Here is a 21,531-nt window from a genome sequence, read left to right as displayed (position 1 = left end):
GGCCTAGGGTTCGATCACGATACCCTTGGCGGGATCGATATTGCCGCCCAGCATCGCGACGAAGGTATCGCGCGCGGCTTCGATGCCTTGCCGCCGCTCGATCGTGACACTGTCGCCCGCATCCTCGAGGAAGCCGTGCCAGCTTTCCGCCATCTGCGCGCCGGCCTTCTCCGGGCCAACTTCCTTGAACAAGGCGACCGCATGGTCGGGCGCGAAGAACAGGGTCGGCGTGGGACCGGGCAGGTCGGCAGTGCCCTGCCCCCGTGCCTCGATATGCGTCGCACCGACGAGGCAGGAGTATTTCAGGTGCTCGCCGAGATGTTCATGAAGGCCGCGCAAGACCCGCGCATTGCCGGCGAAGTCGACCGATACGCTCGCAACGCCCTCGACCGAGCCGATCTCGTCATATGACAGCACGCGATCGTAGAGACCGCTGTCCTCGACGAAGCCGACATTGCCGGAAGAGGTCAGGCCGATCCGCGTCACGTCCGGCGAGCGGCGCTTGGCGACGCTTGCCAACCCCATCGCGGTCTTCGACGAGGCGCTGGTCAGGATGACCTGCCGCGCGCCGAACCACTCCTCGGACCGCATGAAATACTCTATCAGAAAGCCGGTCTTGAACAGCGGGCCGAAGATCATCCGCTCGCCCTCGCGCGCGGGATCGTGTTCGGGATCCGCGGCCAGGCGCGAATACTGGTTGTAGATCGGGCTCATCGGCTGCCGATGCTCGGCCAGGTCGGTAAAGCCGCTGGCGGAAACCTTGCCCGGCAACACGTCGAGCTGCGTTGCCATCGGGAGATAGCCATAGACCCGCTCGCCCTCGGCAAAGTCCGGGTGTCTGCTCTCGATTACCCGCGCGTGCCCCCACATCGGCACGATCCCGTGCCCGTCGTTTGCGGGGAAGAAATTCCAGTAACCGAAGCCGTCGCCAACGACCGCATAGGTCACATTGTTGGCCGTTACCGAGAAACTCTCGACCGCGAGGCGCACGCCGCCATCGGCCAGGTCGCCGGGCACGCGCTCCGCGATATGGGTCTTGGTCAGATCGGCCTTGTCGACATGGACTTCGCGCATCGCATCTCTCCCTCGTTAGGAACAGACGCTAGCGAGAAAAGACGCTGTCGGCGAGGGTCAAACCCGCATCGGCATCAGCACGTAAAGCGCAGGTGCATTCTCGTCCTTGCGGATCAGCGTCGGCGCGCCGGCATCCGCGAGGTGGATTTCGACGACATCGCTGTCGATCTGGCTGAGGATGTCCTTCAGATAGCCCGCATTGAAGCCAATCTCGAACCCTTCGGCGCTGTATTCGGCAGACACTTCTTCCGACGCCACGCCATTGTCCGGCGAGGTCACGGTGAGCGTGATCTTGTCCCTGTCGAGGCCCATCTTCACCGCGCGGGTCTTCTCCGTGGCAATGGTCGCCACGCGATCGACACCGGCGAAGAAGCTCTTCGGATCGAGCTTGAGCAGTTTGTCGTTACCCGTTGGAATGACACGGGAATAATCGGGGAATGTTCCGTCGATCAGCTTGCTGGTGAGCACCACCCCGCCCTCGCCGCCGAGGGTGAAGCGGATCTTGCTGGCTGAGAGGTCGATCTGGACGTTCCCGTCCATCGATTCTTCCAGCAGTTTGCGCAGTTCGGCCACGGCCTTCCGCGGCACGATCACGTCGGGCATGCCCTCGGCGCCATCGGGGCGCGCGATGGTGAAGCGTGCGAGGCGATGGCCATCGGTAGCGGCAGCCTTCAGCACGGGCTGGTCCTCGTCCGACACATGGAAGAAGATGCCGTTGAGGTAGTATCGCGTTTCTTCGGTCGAGATCGCGAAGCGCGTACGGTCGATCAATTCGGCAAGTGTCTTTGCCGGAAGTTCGAAGCTGGTCGGGAGATCGCCTTCCACGATCACCGGAAAATCGTCACGCGGCAGGGTGGGTAGCGAGAAGCGACTGCGGCCCGCCTTTACCGTCATGCGGTTCTCTGCCGTCTCGAGGCTGACCTGGCTTCCCTCGGGCAGCTTGCGGGCGATATCGAACAGCAGGTGCGCGGACACGGTGATGGAGCCCGCATCCTCGACGCTCGCTTCCATATGTTCGACCACCTGCAGATCGAGGTCGGTCGCCATAACCTTGAGCGAGTTGTCGCCTTCGGCCTCGATCAGGACGTTGGAGAGGATGGGAATGGTGTTGCGCCGCTCGACAACCGATTGCACGTGGGAAAGACAACGCAGCAGCGTCGCGCGTTCGATGGTGGCCTTCATGGTCCTGCTTTCGTCCCTGCTGGGCGCATCGAGGGCCGGAATCGCCCCTCGCGCGCCGGAATACGGATAGTGACCTTAGCGGGGGTGGCTAGAGGGGCAAGACTACAGCGCAGCCCTGCCCTATCTGTTGGGGAAAACTCGTGCGTTTTCCGCCAAACTCATCCCATCATTGCCATGCCGCCGTTTACGTGCAGCGTCTGGCCGGTGACATAGGCAGCCTCGTCGCTGGCGAGATAGGCGACCGCGGCGCCGATCTCCTCGCCCTCGCCCATGCGGCCCATCGGGATGCGGGTGTTGATTGCGGACTTCTGGTCGTCGGTCAGGGCGTCGGTCATCGCCGTGCGGATGAAGCCCGGAGCGACGCAGTTCACGGTGATGTTCCGGCTCGCCAGTTCCTGCGCGAGGCTCTTGCTCATGCCCGTGAGGCCGGCCTTGGCCGCAACGTAGTTCATCTGGCCCGGATTGCCCGTGTGGCCGACCACGCTGGTAATCGAGATGATCCGCCCGCCCTTGGCCTTCATCATCGGCCGCGCGCTGGCGCGCATCAGGCGAAAACTGGCTTCGAGGTTGATGCGGATCACCTGATCCCACTCCTCGTCCTTCATCCGCATGGCGAGATTGTCGCGCGTGATGCCGGCATTGTTGACGAGGATGTTCATGCTGCCAAGCGTATCGACCGTGGCCGGGATCAGCTCCTCAACCTGAGTCGTATCCGACAGGTCGCATGTGATCTCGACGTGATCGTGCCCGAATTCATCGTTCAGTTGCTCACGAAACGCTCGCAGCTTGGCCGCATTGGAACCGGACAGCGCCAGCCGCGCGCCCTGCTTTGCCAGCGCGTAGGCGATGGACGAACCGATACCGCCACTGGCCCCGGTGACCAGCGCGGTCTTGCCTTCAAGGCTGAACATCATCCGTTCTCCTTCGCAAAATTCTCAAGGTCTTCCATGGTGACTAGGCTGACCGTCGTGGCGTCCGTGGCGATGCGACCGACCATCGGGCCGAGGACCTTGCCACCGAGCTCGACGAAGCGCTCCAAGCCTCCTTCGCGCATGGCCAGCACGCTTTCACGCCAGCGCACACGGCCCGTGATCTGGTCGACCAGCAGCGATTTCTCCTCGGCAGGATCGGTGACCCGCCCCGCGGTCACATTGGCAAAGATGGGCACGGTGAAGGCGGCTGGCGAGGTCGCCTCCAGCGCGTTCTTCATGCGCAGTGCGGCAGGCTGCATCAGCGAACAGTGAAATGGCGCAGAGACAGGCAGTTTGATACCGCGCTTGATACCATGATCCTTGGCCATCTCGATGGCGCGGTCGATCGCTTCGGCATGGCCGGAAATGACCACCTGCGTCGGGTCGTTATCGTTGGCTACCTCGCATACCTGGCCCTCGGCCGCGGCATCCGCCAAGGCGCTGGCCTTCTCGATGTCCGCGCCGAGCAGCGCCGCCATGGCACCGACACCAATGGGCACCGCATCCTGCATGGCGATACCCCGCAGGCGCAGCAGTTTCGCGGTATCGGTGAGCGAGAAGGCGCCCGCTGCGCACAGCGCGCTGTATTCGCCCAGCGAATGGCCCGCGACGCAATCGGCCTGGTCTGACAGGGCGAGGCCGAATTCCTTCTCGAGGACGCGCACGGTGGCCATCGAGTTCGCCATGATCGCAGGCTGGGCATTGGCGGTCATGGTCAGCTCGCTCTCGGGCCCTTCCTTCATCAGGGCGAAGAGGTCCTGCTTGAGCGCCTCGTTCACTTCCTCGAACACTTCGTGGGCATGCACGCTCGCCTCGGCGAGCTCGGTGCCCATGCCGACCTTCTGGCTCCCCTGGCCGGGAAAGATGAATGCAGTCATGAAAATCTCCTCGAGGGCGCGCCTAGGCGCGTGGGCGGCGGGCCTCAAGTCCGAAGGGGACAATCCTGTTGGCAGCATCGTGCCCGATGTCAGCCCGACCGAGGTAGGGAATGCCGCTGCGATCGCACCAGTATCGCGCGATCGCGACCTCGTCCGTGCCGAAAGGACGGTCGTTCTCGGGCACATCGCTGACGCGCCCGAGCCGCAGACCGGCGATACCGCGCAAGTGCTGCGTCACATGGAAGAACAGACGATCGACGGCGTAGAGATGTTCAGCCACCTCCTCCACCATCACCACATGGCCGGCGAGGTCGGGCGCCAGATCGGTGCCCACCAGCATGGTCAGCGTGGTCAGGTTGAAGGCTGCGGCAGGCCGGTCGTCGAGATGCGGTTCCAGCCCATCGTCTGCACCGAGGAACCAGCCGAGCGCACGATCTATCGCCGCCTCCCCGCCCTCGCGCCGAATGTCGCCGGCAAGCGGCCCATGCGCCACGCGCCCGATCCCGTGTCGATAGAGCGCACCGAGCAGGGAACCGGTGTCCGAATAGCCAAGATAGCTTTTCGCCCGCGCATGTTCGTCCATCGCTGCAATGGCCTGCGCTGCAATCCGGTTGGAGCCATAGCCGCCCATGGCAAACCAGACAGCGTCGAATGCCGGATCGTTGGCGCATTCCACCAAAGCTGCCAGCCGCACTTCATCAGGGCCCGCGAAATGGCCTTCGACGGCAAAGCACTGGTCGTGGAAATGCAGCTCGATATCCTCGCGCCCGGCCACATGCGCCAGCACGGCATCGGCCCTTGCGCGCTTCAGCGGTTTTCCCGGAGCACAGATCGCGATTTTCACCATGCGTCCTGCTAGCGCGCTTGTATCGCAAGGCACAACTCAATAGCTGCAGCCCCATGAGTGATATGCCCACCCCCGACGAACTCTTCTCGCGGCCGTTCTTTTTCTGCGGCATCGGCGGGTCCGGCATGCAGCCGCTGGCGCAGATCCTCAAGGGCCGCGGTTGCACGGTGGAGGGATCGGATCGCAGTTTCGATAAAGGGCATACGCCGGAGAAATTCGCCGCGCTGGAACGGCAGGGCTTCGGCCTGCATCCGCAGGACGGCAGCGGAATCGTGTCGAAAGACCAGATCCTCGTCGCCAGCGCTGCGGTGGAGGACACGGTCCCCGATGCGAAACGCGCGAAGGAGCTCGGCTGCCTCAGGCTGACCCGCGCCGAGTTGAACTCTATCCTGTTCAACACCAGCGGCGCCGGGCTGGCGGTTGCCGGAACAAGCGGCAAATCGACCGTCACCGGCATGCTCGGCTGGATCCTCCACGCGGTTGGCCGCGAGCCGACAATCATGAACGGTGCGGTGATGAAGAACTTCGTCTCGCCCGAGCGCCCCTTCGCCAGTGCAGTGGTCGGCGGCCAGTCGCTCTATGTCAGCGAGGTCGACGAAAGCGACGGCTCGGTTGCGCTCTATCGCCCGGCGGTCGGCGTGCTTCTCAACGTCAGCCTCGATCACAAGAGCATGGAGGAATTGCGCCAGCTGTTCGGCGACTATCTTGCGCGCAGCCGCATCAGCGTGATCAATGCCGACGACGAGGAAGCGCTCGCCCTGCTCCCCCATGCGAAGGAAGTCATCACCTTCGGCATCGAGCAGGAGAAGGCCCAGATCGGGATCGTGCCGGGCACCATCGCGGAAGGGCCGCTGCGGCAGGCCGCGATGGTCGTCGATCGCCACGACGGCAGCGAGCATGCGCTGCGCCTTAATATGCCCGGGCGGCACAACCTCTCGAACGCACTCGCCGCCATCGCGGCGGCGGTCGCATCGGGAATCCCGGTCGCGAACGCGGTCGAGGCGCTAGCGGGGTTCGAGGGCCTCGCGCGCCGCTTCGACATCGTCGGAACCACCGTTTCCGCCATCACCGTTATCGACGATTTCGGCCATAATCCGGAGAAATGCGCGGCCACACTGCGCACGCTCAAATCACATGCAGGCCGGGTGATCGCCTTCTTCCAACCGCATGGGTACGGCCCGTTGCGCCAGATGGGCGACGAACTCGCCGAGACCTTCGCCCGCGAGCTTGACCGTGGGGACCTGACGATCCTCAGCGATCCGGTCTATTTCGGCGGAACCGTCGATCGCAGCGAGGGCAGCGAACGGATCGTCCGGCTCATCGAGGAGCACGGCGGCGACACCGAATATGTGCCGAAACGCAAGGCCGTGGCGGATCGTATCGCCTCGCTCGCCAGGCCGGGTGATCGCATTGTCATAATGGGAGCACGTGACGATACGTTGAGCGAGTTCGCACGCGACCTGTTCGAACGGCTGTCCTAGAATTTGGACCTAATGCGCTTCGGCTTCCTTACCGAAGCCGTGACCCATTCGGAACACCTTGTGAAGGAGGAAGGCGATTATCGCGCCGACGCCAAGGGCAAGCAAGGCTGACAAGGCAGCGTAGGTCAGCCAGCCCAGAAAGCCGCCCAGCCCACCGGTCGCGTTCTTTACTGCATATTCGAGGCCGTGCGCCGCGTCGTAGATTGGATTAAAGCCGAACTCGTGCATCGCATGCAGCAGGATGCCGCCACCTACCCAAAGCATCGCCACAGTTCCAATAACCGAGAGGGCCGTCAACAGCTTCGGCATGGCCTTGAGCAGGAAATGCCCGAATCGCTGCGCGCCGGCGCTTTCCTTCTTTGAAAGGTGGAGCCCGAAATCGTCCATCTTCACGATCAGGGCAACCGAGCCGTAGACTGCGATGGTGACTGCGATCGCCACGATACCGAGCGTCAACCCCCGGCCCCAGAAAGTATCCGCGATCGGTTCGCTGGACAGCTCGTTCAGCACGATCGCCATGATCTCGGCTGACAGGATGAGATCGGTGCGAATGGCGCCCGCAATCCGCTCCTTCTCGAACTTGACCGGATCTTCGATCACGTCTTCGACCGTCTTGCCGTGCTTTTCGCCGCCCAGCTTTTCCATGACCTTTTCCGCGCCCTCGTAGGACAGGAACAGCCCGCCGAGCATCAGGATGAAGATAATCGCCGCCGGCAGGAATTCGCTGAGCAGGACCGCGCCGGGCAGCAGGATCAGCAGCTTGTTTTTCAAGCTTCCCTTGGTGATCGCCCAGATGATCGGCAGCTCGCGCGCGGGGCTGAGGCCTGTAACATAGCTTGGCGTGACCGCCGCATCGTCGATCACGACCCCGGCCGTCTTGGATCCCGCCCGCCCGGCGGCGGCAGCAATATCGTCGACCGAGGCCGCCGCAGTGCGCGCGATGATCGATACGTCGTCGAGCAGGGCTACCAATCCACCGGGCACTCGGGTCTCCTTCGTTTTGCAACCAATGCGCCCCTGCCCGCCCCGTTCCATACCCGCAAGCCTTGCGTTTCGCCCCAATCCCGCTATGTGCGCGCATCCCTTCGGTTCGCCGGGGGATTCGAAGAAAGCCGGAGGGGCCCCGCAATCCCGCGGATCAGCCAGCGATCGGCCAGACGTGAAAGGACAAGAGCATGGCTCTCTACGAGCATGTATTCTTGGCGCGACAGGACCTGAGCCAGGCTCAGGTCGACCAGCTCGCCGCCACCGCTACCGAGATTGTCGAGAAGAACGACGGCAAGGTCACCAAGACGGAGACCTGGGGCCTCAAGAACCTCGCCTACAAGATCGACCGCAACCGCAAGGCGCATTTCGTGCTGCTCAACATCGAGGGCCCCGGCTCCGTCGTTGCCGAGCTCGAGCGCCAGACCCGCATCAACGAAGATGTGATCCGTTACATGACCATCGCCGTCGACGAGCACGAGAGTGGCCCGTCGGTGATGATGCGCAAGAACGAGCGCGATTCCAAGAAGCGCCGTGACCGTGAGGAGCGTGACTGATGGCCCGCCCGTTTTTCCGCCGCCGCAAGTCCTGCCCGTTCTCGGGCAAGAATGCCCCGACGATCGACTACAAGGACGTCCGCCTGCTGCAGGGCTTCATGTCCGAACGTGGCAAGATCGTCCCCAGCCGCATCACTGCCGTCAGCGCAAAGAAGCAGCGTGAACTGGCCAAGGCCATCAAGCGTGCGCGCCACATCGGCCTGCTGCCGTACATCGTGAAGTAAGGGGAAGCGACATGGATATCATTCTCCTTCAGAGGATCGAAAAGCTCGGCTCGATCGGTGACGTCGTCACCGTGAAGGACGGCTATGCCCGCAACTTCCTGCTCCCGCAGAAGAAGGCCCTGCGCGCCAACGAAGCCAACAAGAAGGTTTTCGAGGCGAACCGCGAGCGCCTGGAAAAGGAAAATGCCGAGCGTCGCACCGAAGCCGAAAAGGCCGGCGAGAAGGTCGACGGCGTCGAGATCGTCCTGATCCGTGCCGCTTCGAACACCGGCCAGCTTTACGGCTCGGTCAATGTTCGCGATGTCGCCGCCGCCCTCAATGACAAGGGCCACGACATCGACAAGAAGCAGGTCATAATGGGTGATCCGATCAAGACGATCGGCATGCATGAGGTCCGCATCGACCTTCACCCCGAAGTCTCGATCAGCATCAAGGCCAATGTCGCCCGTTCGGACGATGAAGCCGAGCTGCAGAGCCAGGGCGTCGACGTGATGGCGCAGATGTTCGAAGACGAGCAGCGCGAGATCGAGGAGCAGGCCGAAGCGAACCGCATCGATCCCAACCTCGAACCCGGCGAGATCCCGGCCGACATGCTCGAGGACGGCGTCAGCAAGCCCGAGGACATGACGCTGACCGAAGCCAAGATCGAAGCGACTGCGCCGGAAGGCGACGACGCCTGATCCTGCGCTTAGCGAACAATCAGGGCGCGGCGGCTTCGGCCTCCGCGCCCTTTTTGTAAGACACGCGCTTTCGCCCTAGTGAAGCGCGACACGGAAACGAAAACAACAAGAGGCAGGAGAAAGGCCCATGGATGATATTCAACAGATCCTCGATCGCATCGAGGCCATCTACGACGCCGCAGTGGAGCGGCTGCGCGAAGACGTGATGGCCTTCGGCCGCTCGCGCGAGTTACCTGCTCCCGAGCGCCGCAACGATGGCAGCTACGCCTATCCCGAACTGCGGCTGCGCTTTCGCGGCGGCGACCAGCCCGAGGATCGCAATCGCGCTTTTGGCAGGCTGAATGCGCCCGGGCTCTACACGACGACGGTCACGCGCCCGGCGCTGTTCCGCGACTACCTGCGCGAGCAGCTGGAGCTTATCTCTTCGAATTACGAAATCGAAGTCGAGGTTGGCTCTTCGACGCAGGAAATACCTTTCCCCTACGTGCTCGACGGCGACGCCGGTTCGGTTCTCGCTGGTGTCGATCCCAATGCGATCGCGCGATACTTCCCTTCGACCGAACTTGCAGATATCGGCGACGAACTGGCCGACGGTATCGTGCTCGAAAGCGTGGACGATCCTATCCCGCTCTCCTTGTTCGACGGGCTGCGCACCGACTTCAGTCTCGCTCGGCTGGCCCATTACACGGGCACCGATCCAGAACACTTCCAACGCTTCATCCTATTCACCAACTATCACCGCTATGTGGATGAATTCGTTGACTGGGCAGGCGCTCAGCTTGGCAAGGGAGGCTACACAGCACTCGCCGGAGCCGGCGGCCTCATGCTCACCGAACAGACCGACGATGCGCGCGGCCAACTGTCCGACACGGCCTGGCGCCGCCACCAGATGCCCGCCTATCACCTGATCGGCGAGAACCGCGGCGGGATCACGCTGGTTAATATCGGCGTCGGGCCGTCGAACGCGAAGACCATTTGCGATCACCTGGCCGTGCTGCGGCCCGAAGCATGGCTGATGATCGGCCATTGCGGCGGCCTGCGGCCGAGCCAGAAGATAGGCGACTATGTGCTCGCCCACGCCTATTTGCGCGACGACCATGTGCTCGACCCGGTCCTGCCGCCCGAAATTCCCCTTCCTGCAATCGCCGAAGTCCAGCAGGCACTGGCCGCCGCCGCGGAAGAGGTCTCAGGCGAGCATGGCGCAGACCTCAAGAAGCGCATGCGCACCGGTACCGTCGTCACCACTGACGATCGAAATTGGGAGCTGCGATTCACCCAATCGGCCAAACGCATGTCGCTCAGCCGCGCGGTCGGGGTGGACATGGAAAGCGCGACCATCGCCGGCCAGGGCTACCGCTTCCGCGTGCCTTATGGCACGCTGCTGTGCGTGTCCGACAAGCCGCTGCACGGCGAAATCAAGCTCCCGGGGCAGGCTAACCAGTTCTACGAGGAAGCCATTGCGGCGCACCTGCAGATCGGCGTAACCACCTGCCGCCTGCTGCGCCAGGAAGGCCCTCGCCTCCACAGCCGCAAGCTGCGCGCTTTCAACGAGCCGCCGTTCCGTTGAGGCAGGCTACCATGCGAGACTAGGGTTAACGGCTTGGGAATATATTGCTGCCAATAGCGGCGGCAATGCAAAAAGCAGCGCATCACTCCCGGCCCAAAATTGGACGGTTTTTCGGTTTTGCTCAGGTTGCGATAGCCGTCGGAGCTGTCGGCGGTCTGTTGCTTGCGCCGCCGGCCTACGGCCAGCTCGCCTTTTATCCTATTTCCTCGTCGGCAGACCGCGAGTTGCCCAGGGTCATCTTCCAGGATGACCGTCGGCTGGTCGCGCGCACCTACTTTGCCGATGGATACGTCATGCAGGGCGCGCGGCCGCCGCTGTTCGAGCTTCTCTTCGAACACGGAATTCTAGTCCTGGCTGTTCCCGAAAGCGGCTGCACCGGAGCGACCATTGGAAAATAACGAGATCAACGAGCTGCGCCGCAAGGGCGTGATTGGCATCGCCATTGCGGGCTGGGGAGCGTCCCTGTCACTGGCCGCTCTCATCCCGGCGATGGGTACGCAAGCGATTCATGCGCTGATGGTCAGCGCGCTGCTCAACATCGTGCCAAGCCTGTCGGCTTGGCAGCGGCGTTACGACAGCCCGGCTCGAATCGCGGTTGCGCTCATGGCGGCGTTGCAGCCTGCCCTCCTGCTCTACGCCATGCGCGACGCGGCATGGCAGCTCGACATGCACATGTATTTCTTCGTTGCGATCGCGATGCTGACGATACTGTGCGATGTACGCCCGATCCTCGTCGCGGCGGCAGCTGTCGCAATCCACCACCTCACCTTGTCTTTCGCGGCACCTAGCTGGGTCTTCTCCGGTGGCGGTGGGGTGAACCGCGTGTTGATCCATGCGCTGGCCGTCGTCTTGGAAGCAGGCGTGCTTTGCTACATTGCTACGACGCTCAATTCGCTGGTCGCCCGGCTTGGCAATGCCGTAACCCAGAGCGAAGAAGCCGCGCGGGGCGCCGAGGAGGCACTGCGGCTGGCCGAGTCGGAACGCGCGGAGCGCAACCGGATCGAAGACCGCCAGGCGGAACGCCGCCGCGAGGACATGTTGCGGATTGCCCATGAGTTCGAAAGCTCTGTGTCGGAAGTGACCAAGGCCGTGGCGAGCAGCGCGCAGGCTCTCGACGAAGCCATGTCCTCTCTGGACGATACTGCACGCGATACCGGCCAACAGGCGGGCGAGGTGGCTGCGGCCGCCTCGCAGGTTTCGAATTCCATCGACATCGTCGCCGAACGCGTGGCCGAACTGTCCCGCTCGATCGGAAACATCGCGGTGACTGCCGGTCGACAGGACGAACTGGCCAGCGTGGCCGGTGCGCGCACTGACTCCGGCGGGAAAGCAGTCAAGACGCTGGCCGACCATTCCAAGACCATCGGCGACGCCACTCGCTCCATCGCCAATATCGCCGAGATGACCAATCTCCTGGCGCTCAATGCCACGATCGAGGCGGCGACCGCCGGCGATGCGGGCAAGGGTTTTGCCGTCGTCGCTCAGGAAGTGAAGGAGCTCGCCGCGCAGGCCGCGCGTGCGACACGCCAGATCGAGGATCTGCTGTCCGGCATCAGCGAGGGCACGGGCGAAGCGGAAAGCAGCTTTGGCGAACTGAGCGGTGCGATTGCAGAGCTTGCGAAGTCCGCAATGACCGTGAGTAGCGATGTGGACAGCCAGCGTAATGCCACCTCCAGCATCGAGCACACCGTCGGCGATACCGCAGCCGGGACCGAGGAAATGGCTCGCCGCAGTGCCGTACTGGCCGAACGTGCGGGGACGACGCAGAAGCTTTCCAGTGATGCCCGGCAGAACGTGAAGTCGCTTCTCGAGACGATCAATTCTCTTGAGCAATCGGCCAGCGACTTTGTGGCGAACATCAAGGCTGCCTGACGTTCGTCGCCGGTGACGAAACGGTAAGGCATCGTTAGACTCCCACAGGAGGGAGGGAAGACCATGTCCGACACACCGAACCGCTCACGCTCGATCGCAGGGCGCGTCGCGATAATCACCGGCGCTGCCAGCGGCATGGGCCGCGCCACTGCGCGCCTGTTCGCAAGCGAGGGTGCCAAGGTGGCGGTGACCGATCTCGATCTCGGGGCTTGCGAAGCGGTCGCATCGGAATGCGGCGAGGATGCGCGCGCCTATGCTCTGGACGTGGGAGACAAGGACGCGATCGAGCAGGTCGTCGCAAAAATCGCAGAGGATTTCGGTGGGATCGACATCCTGGTGAACAATGCCGGTGTCTCGAGCTTCTGCCCGCTCGAGGATGATGGCTACGAAAATGTCTGGCATAACGCACTTGCCGTGATGCTGACCGCGCACCAGCGCATGGTCCGCGCCGCCCTGCCCCATCTGCGCAACAGCGACGCTGCGCGCATCGTCAATATCGCCAGCACCGAAGGCCTCGGCGCGACCCCTGGCGATACGCCTTACGTGGCAGCCAAGACCGGTGTAACCGGGCTGACACGTGGCCTAGCTGTCGACCTTGGTCCGGAAGCCATCACCGTGAATTGCATCTGCCCCGGCCCCATCCGCACCACGATGACCGACGCCGTACCGGAAGAGCACAAGACGATCTTCGCCAAGCGTCGCACCGCGCTCAGGCGTTATGGCGATCCCGAAGAAGTCGCGCATGTCACGCTTTCGCTCGTACTGCCCGCAGCGAGTTACATCACCGGAGCGATCATTCCCGTCGATGGCGGGCTGATGGCGCGCAACGCCTGAACGCGCTGCGCTACCCCTTGCCTTTCGTCTTCGTCTTCCCGTCTTTCGCGTTCTTCGCGATGTAGTCGACGATCATGCCCGCGATGTCCTTCCCGGTCGCTTTCTCGATCCCTTCGAGGCCGGGAGAGCTGTTCACTTCCATGATCACCGGCCCGTGATTGGACCGCAGCATGTCGACCCCGCAGACGTTGAGGCCCATGTGTTTGGCCGCGCGCACTGCGGTGCTGCGCTCCTCTGGGGTGATCTTGATCAGCTGCGCGCTTCCGCCGCGATGGAGATTGCTGCGGAAATCGTCTGCTGCACCGGTGCGCTTCATCGCCGCGACAACCTTGCCACCGACCACTAGCGCGCGGATGTCGGTGCCGCCCGCCTCCTTGATGAATTCTTGCACGAGAATGTTGACGTTTGCTCCGCGGAAGGCCTCGATTACCGATTTGGCCGAAGACATGGTTTCGGCCAGCACCACGCCAATACCTTGCGTACCTTCGAGCAGCTTGATCACCACCGGCGGGCCCTTCACGGCCTTGATGATCTCTTCGGCCTGCTTGGGATCGTTGGCATAGGCGGTCAGCGGCAGGCCAATGCCGTGCTTCGCGAGGATCTGCATGCTGCGCAGCTTGTCCCGGCTGCGGCCGATGGCGACACTTTCATTCAGCGGCCAGCAGCCGCGCATTTCGAACTGGCGCAGGATCGACAGGCCGTAATTGGTGATCGAGGCGCCAATACGAGGAATCACCGCGTCGTAACCCACACAAGGCTCGCCATTATAATAGACCTCGGGCCGGTGGCTGGCGATATGCACCGTGCAGCGTGTGGTGTTGAGAATGTCGAGATCGTGTCCGCGCTCTTCCGCCGCCTCCTTCAACCGCTTGTGCGAATAGAGGTTCGGATTGCGTGCCAGCATGGCGATTTTCATGGTTTATGGCCTTTCTTGACCTTCATTTCCGGCGTCTGCAGCCAGGAATAGCCGCTGTCCACGACAAAGCGGCGACGCAGCGAGGAGCGGCCGATGAGCATGGGAAATTTCATGTCGCTGCGATCGGCAAGGCTGATCTCGGCGCGGAATTCTACGTCGCCGATTTTGAGCGGGGTCTTGATAACATAGCGATACTGGGTTTCGCCATTGGAGCTGGTGATCCCGCGCACGTCGACATGCACGGCCTCGCACACCTGGCGTACGTGCTGTTGCTGGAAGTCGACGGCGAAACGGATGAACTTCTCCCCGTCGCGCTCGAATTCTTCCAGCACCTCGCCATGCAGGGATGAGGTGCGCGCGCCGGTGTCGATCTTGGCGGGGACGCCATGCAGGCCGAGATCGGGCAGATGCACCAGTTCACGCCAACCGACTGCGGGAAGGAGCTTGCGCTTCGCCGTCATTCGATGATCGCGATCCCATCGCCACCGCCGGTCCCCGGCAGCCTCCGCAGGACCTCGCCGCTGGCGAAGTCGACTTCGGCGATAGTGTTGTCGCGTGTCTCGGCGACATAGATGCGTTCGCCGTCGGGCGACCAGAGGATCGTGACCTGCATGCGTTCCGACGCGCCGTCCAGTCCGCCCACCGGTATCGAGCGCACAGCCTCGCCGGTCGCAGTGTCGATAACCGTAAGGCCGCCATCGGCAAGATCGCTCGTAACGGCAAAGTCGCCCTGCGGTCGCAAGGCGATGCGCAGCGGGAAAGAGCCGGTCGCGATCTCTTGCCGCACCTCCAGCGTCATCGGGTCGAGCGCGAAGGCTTTGTCCGATCCGCGCGCGCTGACCCATAGCGTTTCGCCATCGGGCGACAGGGCAATGCCTTCCGGCTCGTCGCCCACCTCGACCGAGCGCGGCGCGCGCCGGGTCTTGAGATCTACCAGCGTGACGGTCTTGCTACCGAGATCGGTCGTCCAGGCATGATTGCCGCTGGGCGCTACCGCGATCATGTGGCTGCCCTGCTTGCCGGTCGCATATTCGAAGGCTTCCGCGTCGCCCAGAGGGTCCCGTATCCAGAACACGGATTGTCGGCCCTCAGCAGTTGCGTAGAGGTCGCCAGTTTCGTGCCACACGATCCCGTGGGGTCGCGCGTTTTTGCCAAGATCGATGCTGCGCGTGCGGACGAGATCTTCCGTGCGGAAGATATCGACCGTCTGCCCGCCGTAGCAAGCAAGCGCGACGTATCGGTCGTCGGGCGATGTCGCGAGCTCGTGCGGGTTGGCGCAGCTCTCCACGAGCAGCGTTTCCTCGCCGCTTGCCAGATCGACCTTGGCTAGCGTGTTGCCGAACTTGCCCGCTACGAACAGCGCGCCATCCGCCACCGGATCAACCAGAAAACCGGGGTTCGGCTCCCTCGCCTGCGGTGCACAAGCGCCCAGCGCCAGCACACTGCCGAGCGCGATTGCCGGTTTCAGCCTTACCACCCCTGCGGCTTCCCTTCATTCTGCTCTTCTAGCCACGCCATCAGCGGCGCGAAGTATTCGATCATGGCGGTGCCGCTCATCTGGCGCTCACCGGTAAAGGCTTCGAGCGCGTCGGGCCAAGGCTTGCTCGCGCCCATTTCGAGCATGGCGTTGAGGTTCTTGCCCACCTCCTCGTTGCCGTAGAACGAGCAGCGGTGCAGCGGGCCTTCCCAGCCCGCCTGGTCGCAGGCCGCCTTGAAGAACTGGAACTGCAGGATGCGCGCAAGGAAATAGCGCGTATACGGCACGTTGCCCGGGATGTGATACTTCGCGCCGGCGTCGAACTTGCTCTCGTCACGCGCGACCGGCGGGACGATACCCTGATACTCCAGCCGCAAGTCGTTCCAGCCCTTGTTGAGCTGGTCCGCCGGAATGGTGCCGTCGAACAGCTGCCAGCGATAGCGATCGACCATCAAGCCAAAGGGCAGGAAGGCGACCTTATCCATCGCCTGACGCAGCAGCAGGCCGATATCCTTATCGGCGCTGGGTACCTGCGACGGGTCGAGCATATCGATCTGCGTCAGATATTCCGGCGTAATCGACAGTGCGATCATGTCGCCGATCGCTTCGTGGAACCCGTCGTTCGCGCCGTTGAGGTGAAGATAGTCCTGCTGGTTGTAGGCGCGCTGGTAGTAATTGTGGCCGAGCTCGTGGTGGATGGTGATGAAGTCGTCCGCATTGCGCTTGATGCACATCTTGATGCGAAGGTCGTCGACATTGTCCACGTCCCAGGCGCTGGCGTGGCAGACCACCTCGCGATCCTGCGGCTTCACGAATTGGCTGCGCTCCCAGAAGGTCTCGGGCAGCGGATCGAAGCCGAGCGAGGAGAAGAAGGCTTCGCCCACGCGGACCATGCCGACCTCGTCATAGCCCTTCGCTGCGATCAGCTCCGTAAGGTCGTAGCCGATGTCGCCCGCACCTTCCGGCGCGACCAACGGGTAAATATTGCCCCACTCCTGCGCCCACATATTCCCGAGCAAATCGGCGCGGATCGGGCCAGTCGCCGGCTGCACCTCGGCCCCGTATTCCTCGTTCAGCTTGCTGCGGACGTAGGTGTGCAGCGCCATGTAAAGCGGCTTCACTTCCTGCCACATCCGCTCGGTCTCGGCAGCGAACTGGTCGGGGTCCATGTCGTAGTTGGAGCGCCACATGGCGCCGAGATCGGCGAAACCCAGCTCGCTCGCGCCTTCGCCCGCAATGGCGATCATGCGCTGGTAGTCCTCGCGCATCGGCGCGCCGACATTGTCGTGCCAGCTGGTCCACATCTCGGCCTTCTCGGCAGGTGTGCGCTCCAGATTGCCCATCTCCGCCTCGATGTCCGAGCCGTTGATTTCCTCGCCGTTTAGCGTGCCCTTGCCCTTGCCGTACTGGCTGTTGAGGCTGGTCGCGATTTCGTTCAGTTCGGTCGCCGCACCGTCGCGCACTGGCGCGGGCATCACGATGCCGTTGCGCAGGATGTCGAGTTTGCGGGCCACCTCGGGATCGAGCCCGGCAACGCGCGCATATTCGGCAGCCTTGTTGGCATAGGCGACGGATTTTTCGGTCGCTTCGGCCCCGTATTTGGCAGCCAGCTGGTCGCTGTCGTGAATGATGTAGGTGGAGTTGATCCACAGCACCCGGCCGTATTCGACGCTGAAGTCGAACATGTCCTTCTCGACCATCGCCACCCAATCGGCAGCGCCTTGCGGCGTCATTGGGAATTCGGCCGCAGCCTCCATCTCGTTGGAGACATGGTCGTCAGCGAGGGCGGGAGCGGCGCTGGCGATTGCCAAGGCGGCGAGTGAGGTGCGAAGGAGTTTCATAGGCTTTCTCTCAGACAGATATGCGACTGGTTTCATTGGCTACCGGATTGCACCTGTGCCCGCGCTTAATCAAGGGCTCGTGCTGCCCGCCGCTTTTCAAGCCAGAGCCAGAGAAGCGCGATCACGATAAGCGGAAAGCCGACACCAAATGCCGCCAGCTTTGGCAAGCGGACGGCGCTGGCCGTGTAAGCGAGCGCGTTATCTCCGCCGGTCACGAAGAGCTGGATCGCCCTGACATGCCGTTTCGATGAAATCGAGAACGCCAAACGCTGCGTAGGCGAAGAAAACTACACTTCCGAGCGTCTTGAGCATAGCCGACCGCGTCTGCCTGCGGATCAGCATCCCTCCGACCATGCCGCCGATGCTGTAGATCACAATGAACAGGAGGTCGAAGATCATGGCGATCCGGGCGAAACGCATACTGCCAAGCTCCACCCAGCTGCGATGGATTTGGTCGACCCGGTCCGCGGTCCCGGCTGCCTGATGATCGACCATGCCGCGGGGCACAAGCTGGGTCACCAGCTGATCGTTCTGGCTGACAAGCGTGATGATGATGACCAGCCCGCCGACCCATAGGATCCAGAAACTCCGCCAGTTCACAAGGCTAGGGCTCACCCGGCATCTCCGAGCCAGCCCGCGATCGCCAGACCGAGGTCGGGCTTAGTCACGCTGCTCATATGCGTGCCCGGGACCTCGACGAAATCGGCATTTGGCAGGAGGTTGGCGAGGTCCTCGGCCGAGCCGTTGTCGCGGTCCTCGTCGCCGCAGACGACCAGCGCTGGCATGGTCACCTGGTCGAGCATGGCGAGGTCGAGATCCGGCATGGTGTCAAGCAACAAGCGCGCCGCGGTGCGATCCACACCCTGCGACTTCAGGAACTGCATCGAGAAATAGGCCGGATCGCCCTTGGGAATGGCATCGAATTCGTCGATCACCCGGCGGAAGAAGGCCGCGCGCTTGTCCCACTCGCCGAGGCCCGCCGTGCCCATCCCGCCGATCACGATCCGGTGTGGCTCGAGCACGCCATGCGCCACCGCGTGCAGCGTGGTGCGCGCACCGAGCGAGAAGCCTCCGAGATCGTAGTCCGTAAGCTCGAGATGCTCCACCAGCGCCGCCACATCGCGCACCAGCACATTTTGCGGATATTTCTCCGGCTCGTGCGGCGCTGCGCTCTCGCCATGAACGCGGAAGTCGAGCATGAGCACTTCATAGCCCTTCGCCGCGATGGCGAGGTGGTGGCCCCACTTGACCCAGTTCATCTCGGCGCTGGAGAAGAGGCCATGCAGCAGAACGAAGGGCCGTCCCTCGCCATGGCGATGCAGGGCCAGTTCGGTGCCGTCGAAGCTGGTGAAATGTTCGGTCCGTAGCTCGCTCATGCAATGCCCACCTGTGCGATCCATTCCTCGTTCGTGCGCGGCTGCTCGTCCATCGCTTTTGCGCCTTCCGGCAGACCGATCCACGGCTGCTTGCTGCGCACCCAGAGATGCGCGGCCGGGACCACCGATGCGCTGTTGTCGAGCGTGCCGCAGCGCAGGCTGGCCATACCTTCACGGGTATTGTTCACCGCGTAGATGCGCGCCTTGCAGATCGCGCAGCAGAAGATTTCCGATTGCGCGCCGCTCGGCTGGGTATAGCGGGCGACGTCGAGATCGCCGTTTAGCTCCAGGTCCGAGAGCATGAACAGCATGTGCTCGCTGAAGGCGCTGCCGGTGCGGGTCTGGCATTCGGTGCAATGGCAGGCATAGGGTTTCAATCGGAAGGCTTCCCTGAGCGTATACGTCACCGCGCCACAGAGGCATTTGCCCGTCAGTTCGCCCTTCATCGCTTCGCCAATCCCTTCTGCTCCATCCGCCATCGCACCATCTCGATCCGGTCCTGCCCGAAGAAGGGTTCGCCGTCGAACACCAGCGTCGGCACGCCCCAATGGCCTGCCGCCTCCAGCGCGTTCTGATTGGCGGCGATCTCGTCGTCGAGCGCGTCGGCATCGCTTTCGATCTCCGCCTCGATTTCAGCTGGATCGAGACCCGCAGCCTTCAACGCTTCGGCCAGATGCTCGCCCTCATGCCAGTTTTCCTGGCCGCCCCAAATCATGCGCCCTGCCTCGGCAGCGAAGACCAGGCCTGCGCCGCGTCGGGCGGCAGCCTGCCCCATGCGCGTGACGCGGCGGATGTAGGGCTGGTCTTCGGCGATCTTGCGGGTCGCGGTGTCCTGCACGATCGGATCGGGCCGGGGTGCGCCGAACGGAATGTCATAGAATTGCGCCACTCGCAGCATGTCGCGCATGGTGTAGCCGAGCCAGTTGGAGTGGTTGCGCTCGAAGAAATCGGGCTGGCGAACGGCGAGCGGCCAGACCGGGCGAAGCGCGATGTCGAGATCGTAGTCCTCCGTCATCGCCCGATAGCGACCGACCGACAGATAGCTGTAGGGCGAACGAAAGCTGAAATAGAGCTCTGCGGTCAGGGTCATGACTGCGCGTTATACAGACGCGCGGGATTAGCGGAAGAAGCAGCTCACCCCGGCCTGCAATGCAGTGATATTGCCCGCATCATCGGCAAATCCGGTGATCGTGCCGTAATCGGCGGTGGTGTACTGGAATTCGCCTTCGAGCGTGGTGTCGAGCTCCTGAACCTGCCGCTCGCCCTTCAGTGTGTCGAGTGTCGCAACGCCGGGTCTGATCCCATCCGAAGTGACCACGCCGTACCCTTCACGCAGAAACCAGCCGGCGAATTTCCCATCGAGATAGCCAACCTGCAGCGGGCCGTATTGCGTGAATTCCATCGGCCCCGCGCCGCATTCCTCATTGGCCGTCTGCTCGCCCATGCTGCCGAAGGCCCGCTCCGCCACAGTGTCCACCTGCGAGCGCGGGGCGCCAAATGCGACCGGCTCCTGCTGGTAAGCGCCGAGACCGTTCGCATTGACGACGATTTTCACGTCATCGAAGCGTTCGATCAGCGGATTGGTAGTCGGAGCCGTCGCATCGACGGGGTCGTCCGGAGCGCTCTCCGGACTGCCGCAGGCGACAAGCCATAACGGCAAGGCGATCAGGAAAACTCTTCGCATCATCCCTTCTTAAGGCACTCGCGCCCGAGCAGTTCCGCGATCTGGACCGCGTTCAGCGCCGCGCCCTTGCGCAAATTGTCGGACACGCACCACAGGTTGAGGCCGTTCTCCACCGTCGGATCCTCGCGCACGCGGCTGATGTAGGTCGCACTGTCGCCCGCCGCCTCGACAGGGGTGATGTATCCCTCGTCCTCGCGCTTGTCGACGAGCATGCAACCCGGTGCCTCGCGCAGGATGTCCTGCGCCTGCTCGGCCGAGATTTCCTTCTCGAATTCGATGCTGACGGCTTCGGAATGGCCGACGAACACCGGCACGCGCACGCAGGTTGCGGTGAGCTTGATCTTCGGGTCGAGGATCTTCTTTGTCTCGACCACCATCTTCCATTCTTCCTTGGTCGAGCCATCGTCGAGGAAGACGTCGATATGCGGGATCACGTTGAAGGCGATCTGCTTGGTGAACTTCACCGGTTGCACCGGATCGCCGACGAAGATGTTGCGGCTCTGCTCGAACAGCTCGTCCATGCCCGCCTTGCCCGCGCCGGACACCGATTGGTAGGTGCTCACGACGACGCGCTTGATCGTGGCTGCATCGTGCAGCGGCTTAAGCGCCACCACCAGCTGCGCGGTCGAGCAGTTGGGATTGGCGATGATGTTGCGCTTCGAATAATCGTGGATCGCGTCGGGGTTCACCTCGGGCACGATCAGCGGCACGTCGGGGTCCATGCGGTAGAGCGAGCTGTTGTCGATCACTACGCAGCCGGCAGCGGCCGCCTTGGGCGCATACTCTTTCGCCGGGCCGCTCCCTGCCGCGAAAAGGGCAATGTCCCAGCCCGACCAGTCGAAATGCTCGATATTCTTGCATTTGAGCATCTTGCCGGTGTCGCCGAATTCGACCTCCGAGCCCTGCGAGCGGCTGGAGGCGACGGCTGCGATCTCGTCGATGGGAAACTCGCGCTCAGCCAGCACCTGCATCACTTCGCGCCCGACATTCCCGGTCGCGCCAACCACGACAACACGATAACCCAAATCACTTCTCCAGAAACTGTTCGCCGCCGAGATAGCGACTGCTCGCGCGCCCGCAACCGCA

23 protein-coding genes and 1 pseudogene are annotated in these 21,531 nt (G+C 63.0%); 8 read left to right on the top strand and 16 right to left on the bottom strand.

Translation table 11 applies throughout. The annotated features are described in order from the left end of the window. Nucleotides 1-3: 3 nt before the first annotated feature. The 5 genes from P8Q88_RS04140 to P8Q88_RS04120 form a co-directional block, all read right to left on the bottom strand. Nucleotides 4-1,074, bottom strand: a complete 1,071-nt coding sequence (locus tag P8Q88_RS04140) for a DUF2855 family protein (protein WP_278322550.1) — start codon at nt 1,072-1,074, stop codon at nt 4-6. Between the two features lie 57 nt (nt 1,075-1,131). Then, nucleotides 1,132-2,256 carry a DNA polymerase III subunit beta gene (gene dnaN, locus P8Q88_RS04135; RefSeq protein WP_278322549.1) on the bottom strand — a complete coding sequence of 375 codons (1,125 nt, stop codon included), beginning with the start codon at nt 2,254-2,256 and terminating at the stop codon, nt 1,132-1,134. A gap of 158 nt (nt 2,257-2,414) precedes the next feature. After that, on the bottom strand, nt 2,415-3,167 hold the full coding sequence (gene fabG, locus P8Q88_RS04130; protein WP_278322768.1) for a 3-oxoacyl-[acyl-carrier-protein] reductase: 753 nt from the start codon (nt 3,165-3,167) through the stop codon (nt 2,415-2,417). Next, nucleotides 3,167-4,105: an ACP S-malonyltransferase gene (fabD, locus tag P8Q88_RS04125; protein ID WP_278322548.1), complete on the bottom strand. Its 939-nt coding sequence runs from the start codon at nt 4,103-4,105 to the stop codon at nt 3,167-3,169. Before fabD ends, fabG begins: the two co-directional genes overlap by 1 nt. Before the next feature lie 22 nt (nt 4,106-4,127). Beyond that, nucleotides 4,128-4,952 (bottom strand): LD-carboxypeptidase, encoded by an 825-nt coding sequence (locus P8Q88_RS04120; RefSeq protein ID WP_278322547.1) that lies wholly within the window; start codon nt 4,950-4,952, stop codon nt 4,128-4,130. Between the two features lie 53 nt (nt 4,953-5,005). Here P8Q88_RS04120 and P8Q88_RS04115 point away from each other — a divergent pair, with 53 nt between their 5' ends. Next, nucleotides 5,006-6,433 (top strand): glutamate ligase domain-containing protein, encoded by a 1,428-nt coding sequence (locus P8Q88_RS04115; RefSeq protein WP_278322546.1) that lies wholly within the window; start codon nt 5,006-5,008, stop codon nt 6,431-6,433. Nucleotides 6,434-6,442: 9 nt separating this feature from the next. Here P8Q88_RS04115 and P8Q88_RS04110 read toward each other — a convergent pair whose 3' ends face one another. Beyond that, nucleotides 6,443-7,417 (bottom strand): DUF808 domain-containing protein, encoded by a 975-nt coding sequence (locus P8Q88_RS04110; RefSeq protein ID WP_278322545.1) that lies wholly within the window; start codon nt 7,415-7,417, stop codon nt 6,443-6,445. Between the two features lie 191 nt (nt 7,418-7,608). Between P8Q88_RS04110 and rpsF the strand changes: the two genes are divergently transcribed. The 7 genes and pseudogenes from rpsF (at nt 7,609) to P8Q88_RS04075 (ending at nt 13,151) form a co-directional block, all read left to right on the top strand. Next, entirely contained in the window at nt 7,609-7,974 is a 366-nt protein-coding gene (gene rpsF / locus P8Q88_RS04105) for a 30S ribosomal protein S6 (RefSeq protein ID WP_278322544.1), read from the top strand. Then, nucleotides 7,974-8,198: a 30S ribosomal protein S18 gene (gene rpsR / locus P8Q88_RS04100; protein ID WP_050601121.1), complete on the top strand. Its 225-nt coding sequence runs from the start codon at nt 7,974-7,976 to the stop codon at nt 8,196-8,198. The genes rpsF and rpsR overlap by 1 nt, the downstream gene beginning before the upstream one ends. 11 nt (nt 8,199-8,209) lie before the next feature. Further along, nucleotides 8,210-8,878: a 50S ribosomal protein L9 gene (gene rplI, locus P8Q88_RS04095; RefSeq protein WP_278322543.1), complete on the top strand. Its 669-nt coding sequence runs from the start codon at nt 8,210-8,212 to the stop codon at nt 8,876-8,878. Nucleotides 8,879-8,975: 97 nt separating this feature from the next. After that, nucleotides 8,976-10,445 (top strand): annotated as a pseudogene (locus P8Q88_RS04090) (AMP nucleosidase); the annotation flags it as partial. A gap of 65 nt (nt 10,446-10,510) precedes the next feature. Next, on the top strand, nt 10,511-10,843 hold the full coding sequence (locus tag P8Q88_RS04085) for a hypothetical protein (protein ID WP_278322542.1): 333 nt from the start codon (nt 10,511-10,513) through the stop codon (nt 10,841-10,843). After that, nucleotides 10,833-12,317 carry a methyl-accepting chemotaxis protein gene (locus tag P8Q88_RS04080; RefSeq protein ID WP_278322541.1) on the top strand — a complete coding sequence of 495 codons (1,485 nt, stop codon included), beginning with the start codon at nt 10,833-10,835 and terminating at the stop codon, nt 12,315-12,317. The genes P8Q88_RS04085 and P8Q88_RS04080 overlap by 11 nt, the downstream gene beginning before the upstream one ends. A gap of 63 nt (nt 12,318-12,380) precedes the next feature. After that, entirely contained in the window at nt 12,381-13,151 is a 771-nt protein-coding gene (locus P8Q88_RS04075) for an SDR family NAD(P)-dependent oxidoreductase (protein WP_278322540.1), read from the top strand. Between the two features lie 10 nt (nt 13,152-13,161). Here P8Q88_RS04075 and rimK read toward each other — a convergent pair whose 3' ends face one another. The 10 genes from rimK to P8Q88_RS04025 all read right to left on the bottom strand — a co-directional run bounded on the left by rimK (nt 13,162) and on the right by P8Q88_RS04025 (nt 21,470). After that, on the bottom strand, nt 13,162-14,067 hold the full coding sequence (rimK, locus tag P8Q88_RS04070; protein WP_278322539.1) for a 30S ribosomal protein S6--L-glutamate ligase: 906 nt from the start codon (nt 14,065-14,067) through the stop codon (nt 13,162-13,164). Then, complete coding sequence (locus tag P8Q88_RS04065) at nt 14,064-14,528, bottom strand: ATP-dependent zinc protease family protein (protein ID WP_278322538.1); 465 nt, start codon at nt 14,526-14,528, stop codon at nt 14,064-14,066. Before P8Q88_RS04065 ends, rimK begins: the two co-directional genes overlap by 4 nt. Further along, a complete protein-coding gene (locus tag P8Q88_RS04060) occupies nt 14,525-15,544 on the bottom strand; it encodes a YncE family protein (protein WP_278322537.1) in 1,020 nt (339 codons plus the stop codon). The genes P8Q88_RS04065 and P8Q88_RS04060 overlap by 4 nt, the downstream gene beginning before the upstream one ends. Continuing rightward, nucleotides 15,538-17,385: a M2 family metallopeptidase gene (locus P8Q88_RS04055; protein ID WP_278322536.1), complete on the bottom strand. Its 1,848-nt coding sequence runs from the start codon at nt 17,383-17,385 to the stop codon at nt 15,538-15,540. The genes P8Q88_RS04060 and P8Q88_RS04055 overlap by 7 nt, the downstream gene beginning before the upstream one ends. 198 nt (nt 17,386-17,583) lie before the next feature. Further along, the gene (locus P8Q88_RS04050; RefSeq protein WP_278322535.1) at nt 17,584-18,000 is read right to left on the bottom strand and encodes a hypothetical protein; all 417 of its coding nucleotides are present in this window, start codon (nt 17,998-18,000) and stop codon (nt 17,584-17,586) included. Further along, nucleotides 17,997-18,761, bottom strand: a complete 765-nt coding sequence (locus tag P8Q88_RS04045) for an alpha/beta fold hydrolase (protein ID WP_278322534.1) — start codon at nt 18,759-18,761, stop codon at nt 17,997-17,999. Before P8Q88_RS04045 ends, P8Q88_RS04050 begins: the two co-directional genes overlap by 4 nt. After that, entirely contained in the window at nt 18,758-19,207 is a 450-nt protein-coding gene (locus P8Q88_RS04040; RefSeq protein ID WP_278322533.1) for a GFA family protein, read from the bottom strand. The genes P8Q88_RS04045 and P8Q88_RS04040 overlap by 4 nt, the downstream gene beginning before the upstream one ends. Beyond that, on the bottom strand, nt 19,204-19,851 hold the full coding sequence (locus P8Q88_RS04035; RefSeq protein ID WP_278322532.1) for a 2-hydroxychromene-2-carboxylate isomerase: 648 nt from the start codon (nt 19,849-19,851) through the stop codon (nt 19,204-19,206). The genes P8Q88_RS04040 and P8Q88_RS04035 overlap by 4 nt, the downstream gene beginning before the upstream one ends. A 27-nt stretch (nt 19,852-19,878) precedes the next feature. Next, entirely contained in the window at nt 19,879-20,445 is a 567-nt protein-coding gene (locus tag P8Q88_RS04030) for a hypothetical protein (RefSeq protein WP_278322531.1), read from the bottom strand. Beyond that, nucleotides 20,445-21,470 (bottom strand): aspartate-semialdehyde dehydrogenase, encoded by a 1,026-nt coding sequence (locus P8Q88_RS04025; RefSeq protein ID WP_278322530.1) that lies wholly within the window; start codon nt 21,468-21,470, stop codon nt 20,445-20,447. Before P8Q88_RS04025 ends, P8Q88_RS04030 begins: the two co-directional genes overlap by 1 nt. Between the last annotated feature and the right edge of the window lie 61 nt (nt 21,471-21,531).

Origin of the sequence: Qipengyuania marincola (assembly GCF_029688625.1) — a bacterium.
In the GTDB taxonomy this organism is placed as follows: Bacteria; Pseudomonadota; Alphaproteobacteria; order Sphingomonadales; family Sphingomonadaceae; genus Qipengyuania.
Note: the sequence above shows the minus strand (reverse complement) of the source record. Positions and strands in the feature narration are given on the sequence as shown.